Source organism: SAR202 cluster bacterium (assembly GCA_016872355.1).
Lineage (GTDB): Bacteria > Chloroflexota > Dehalococcoidia > Lucifugimonadales > VGZY01 > VGZY01.
Genome location: VGZY01000120.1, coordinates 1 through 3,863, shown reverse-complemented (window position 1 = coordinate 3,863; position 3,863 = coordinate 1). Strand labels below are relative to the sequence as shown.

Annotated in this window: 3 protein-coding genes; all 3 read left to right on the top strand. The window is 61.4% G+C overall.

All coding sequences use genetic code 11. The features are described from left to right. Positions 1-1,064, top strand: a 1,064-nt coding sequence (locus FJ319_14545; GenBank protein ID MBM3935484.1) for a DUF1800 domain-containing protein, incomplete at its 5' end; no start/stop codon positions are given. 95 nt (positions 1,065-1,159) lie between these two features. Then, positions 1,160-2,224, top strand: a complete 1,065-nt coding sequence (locus FJ319_14540) for a hypothetical protein (GenBank protein MBM3935483.1) — start codon at positions 1,160-1,162, stop codon at positions 2,222-2,224. Between the two features lie 17 nt (positions 2,225-2,241). Further along, positions 2,242-3,381 (top strand): GNAT family N-acetyltransferase, encoded by a 1,140-nt coding sequence (locus tag FJ319_14535; GenBank protein ID MBM3935482.1) that lies wholly within the window; start codon positions 2,242-2,244, stop codon positions 3,379-3,381. Positions 3,382-3,863 lie beyond the last annotated feature (482 nt).

Sequence of the window (3,863 nt, the reverse complement as noted above, 5' to 3'; positions counted from 1 at the left end):
CGCAGGCGTCGTACTTCCAGCTCGACATGTTCCGCGAGACCTGCATGACCAGCGTAATCAACGTCCTCACACGCCTGTCCAAGGACCCCGCGATGCTCTTCTGGCTGGACAATAACGAAAACCATCGCGAGGAGATAAACGAGAACTACGGCCGCGAGCTGCTTGAGCTATTCTCGATGGGCGTGGGCAACTACACGGAGGCGGACATCAAGTCCGCTTCCCGCGCCTTCACTGGGTGGACCTTCACTACCAACGTCCCGGGCAAGATCTACCCGTCAAGGTTCGTGTTCCGGGCGGACGACCACGACGACGGCGTAAAGACGTTTATGGGCCACACGGGGCGGCTCAACGGAGAAGACATCGTGGAGATCATATCCCGCCAGCCGGCCACCGCGCGCTTTTTCGCACGCCACCTCTACACGTTCTTCGTCGCGGACGAGCCGCCTGTCTCATCCTGGAACGAGATCCCGCCGGGCAACCCAGCAGCTATCGACACGCTGGTCAAGGCGTACATGGACTCGGTCGGCGATCTGCGCCACATCCTGAGAGTGCTTTTCACCTCAGACTTCTTCAAGAACTCCCTGTTCCTGAGGGTAAAGAGCCCGGCCGAAATGGTCGTCGGCGTAATAAAGATGCTCGATGACTACAAGCTCCCTGCGCCGCAGTTCGCCCACTACGGCACGGAGGCCGGGAAAATGGGACAGCGCCTGATGAACCCCAACACGGTGGAAGGCTGGATCACAGGGTCCGGCTGGATAGACGGCGGCACGCTCAACAACCGCGTCAACTTCGCAGTCAATGAAGTCAGCGACCCCACGAAGCCCGCCATCCAGGCCCTGGCGCTGGCGCTGGCAGCGCATAGAAGGCCCGTGCCGCCGCCCGACCTTGTGGAGGGCTGCCTGGACTTCGCCGGTCCCCTGCCCGTCAGCCACCAGACGCGCGCCGGCCTACTCCGGCACGCCGAGACCCAGGGGTCCGCCCGCCCGGATCCTGAGGAATTGGCCAACCGAATTTCAGACCTGCTGCGCCTTATCGTCGCAACCAGAGAATACCAGTTTGGATAGTGAAATTACGAATTACAAATTACGAATTACAAGATCTCGAACGCCGAACATTCGTAATTTGTAATTCGTAATTCGTAATTTCTCGGGAGGAATCCATGTCTCGCCCTTACGCGCTGCTCCGCGCCGGGTTCCCTTACGACCGGACCATCGGGGAGTTCAAGACGACCAGCATGCCGCACGATGTCGCCTTCGGCAAAGAGGGGCGCATTTACGTTCTGTGCGGCGGGAACTCGGGACCCATCTACATCACCAATTTGGACGATGAAGACCTGGGCAGCTTCGGCGTGCCGGGATTTGGCTTTCGCAAACCGTCATACAAGGCCAGCCTCCGTGGCGACGAGCCGCATCCTCCAGAGCACATCGAGTGGCCGGTCCAGATGGCCGTGGACAGCAATGAGGATATCTATGTGACGGACGAGGGCGCCAACCGCGTCGTCGTCTACGCCCGCGACGGCCGCTTCATCGGCGCGTGGGGCCGGCACGGGAGCGGAGACGGGGAGCTCGACCGCCCCGCCGGCATCGCATTCGACCCCGACGACAATGTCTATGTGGTGGACTCCCTCAACCACCGCGTCCAGAAGTTCAGCAAGGACGGCCGCTTCCTGGGCAAGTTCGGCGAGCACGGGGAGGCGCCGGGCCGGCTCAACATGCCGTGGGGACTGGAGGTTGACGAGCTCGGCGACCTGTATGTCGCCGACTGGCGCAACGATCGCGTCCAGAAATTCGATTCAAAGGGCAATCTGATAATGACGATCGGGACGCCGGGAAGCAGGAAGGGTGAGATGAGCCGGCCGTCCGACGTTGCGGTGGACACGGACGGCGATATCTATGTGTGCGACTGGGGCAACAACCGCGTCCAGATGTTCAACGCGGAAGGAAGGTACATCTACCAGTTCCGTGGCGACGCCGTGATGTCGAAATCACAGCTCGATCGCGCCTTCACCCGTAACGTCAAGATGCAGCGCATGAGGGAGATGTCCGACCTGGAGCAGGAGAAGTACTTCCAGTGGCCCCGCTCGGTTGCGGTTGACAGCGAAAGGCGCCTGTTTGTGCCGGACTTCGGCGTATATCGCGTGCAGGTGTACAGGAAGCTCGCCTACCCGCTGACACAGCAGCAGATACAGCCACCATTCAAGTCCGCGACCATCCAGAACTTCTAGATTAGCCGCAGGAGCCTATGACAACTCAGCAAATCACCGACCGCATCACCGCCGAGCTCGAAGGCCCACGCGCCTGTGGAAAATACGAGCTGGCGTGCGTGCTGGACACCGCCAACTACGTGATGCGCTACCTCCAGACACCCGCCGGCCAACCGACGCGCCTCCCCACCATCGGCTTCGACTGGTCGCACATCTACCACCAGGACAACCTTGAGAATATCCGCGTCATCACGCACGACGGGAAGGTTGTCACGACCATTGCGATCTTCCCGCAGACCGTGCGGACGCCGCGTGGGAACATATCCGTCGGCGGCATCAACTGCTTCGCCACGCTTCCTGACTACCGCCGGCGCGGCCTGGGCGAGGCCGTCCTGCTGGACGCGCACAAGAAGATGAAGGACAACGGCCACCACATCGCCCTGCTAACCACGACTGTGCACGACTATTATCGCAAGTTCGGGTGGGAGAGCGCGGGAACGCAGAGGAGTTATGTGTTCGACCGCGGCAACATCGGCCTGCTGCCCAGCCCCAACGGCATGGAAATATCCGATGACTGGCGGCCGGACATGGCGGATATCATCGCTCTCCACCAGCACGAGCCCCTGATCTGCCTGCGGTCGCCGGAGCTTTTCCGACTGCTGGCTGACCACCGGCTCAACCGAATGTTCGTCGCGAAGGTAGGCGGCCGGCCGATGGCATACGCGGGCATTCGCGAGGGCGCCCTGGTGGAGTACGGCGGCTCGCCTAGCCACGTAGCAGCTCTCATCCGCGCCGTATTCGAGGCGCTGGACGACCCCAATCAAAGCACGACGACCCGCGCGCCGACCAGCCGCGCAACTATTGAGCTTGCGGTGAAGACACCGGAGGCCAACACGGGCCTTCCACGGACTCTCGATACCCTGGGCATCCCGATGCGCGCCGAGTACATCGGCATGATACTCATTCTCGACGCGCCCGGCCTGTTCAAGACGCTGGGCATAACGGAGGTCACGCTGGAGCGGAGGGACGCAGGCTGGCGCCTCCAGTACCAAAACAGGAAGCTGGACCTGACGGAGCGCCAGCTCGTCAAGCTGGTCTTCGGCCCGGAGCGCTACCCGCACTTCGCCCCGGACGTCTTCCCGATAGATTTCTATCAATGGAAGCTGGACATCGTCTGAGGGTCCAGGGGCAGTCGATTAGGGCGTGGGCCGAGAGAATGCAGCTCGTTCCAACTAATTCGGTCTGGCATCCTCGTTGTCCCTGAAGAGCCCGGCCGCAGCGGGCCAACGGTACCTCGGAACGCCCATAGGGCGGGGTGATTTGGGGAGCGCTGAAGGCGCGGGCTATCTAAGCCCAGGGTGGAGTGCCGAAGGCTCTGCGAAGGCACGTAGCCCTGGGTAAGAGGCGCAATATTTCGCCTAGCCCTGTAGGGGCGAAATATTCTCTGGCCAGCCAGGAGATTATCTCGGCCCTACAGCGACTCTCTTGGAAGTCAATAGAGATTCTGGCTCTTTCAGCGTTTTGTCGTCGGATTTTTTTGGACAGTGCTCCGCCTTGCTGCCAATGGGCAGCGCCGGCGCTGCCCATTGGCAGCAAGATATCTCACCAGGAGAGCGTCTGTGGATCAGGCCGCTTTGGCCATGGCCTTGTTCAGGTGCTC

What these genes read in the sequence shown, in the direction of transcription:
- FJ319_14540 (MBM3935483.1), top strand. Translation starts at nt 1,160, where the DNA reads ATGTCTCGCCCTTACGCGCTGCTCCGCGCCGGGTTCCCTTACGACCGG.
- FJ319_14535 (MBM3935482.1), top strand. Translation starts at nt 2,242, where the DNA reads ATGACAACTCAGCAAATCACCGACCGCATCACCGCCGAGCTCGAAGGC.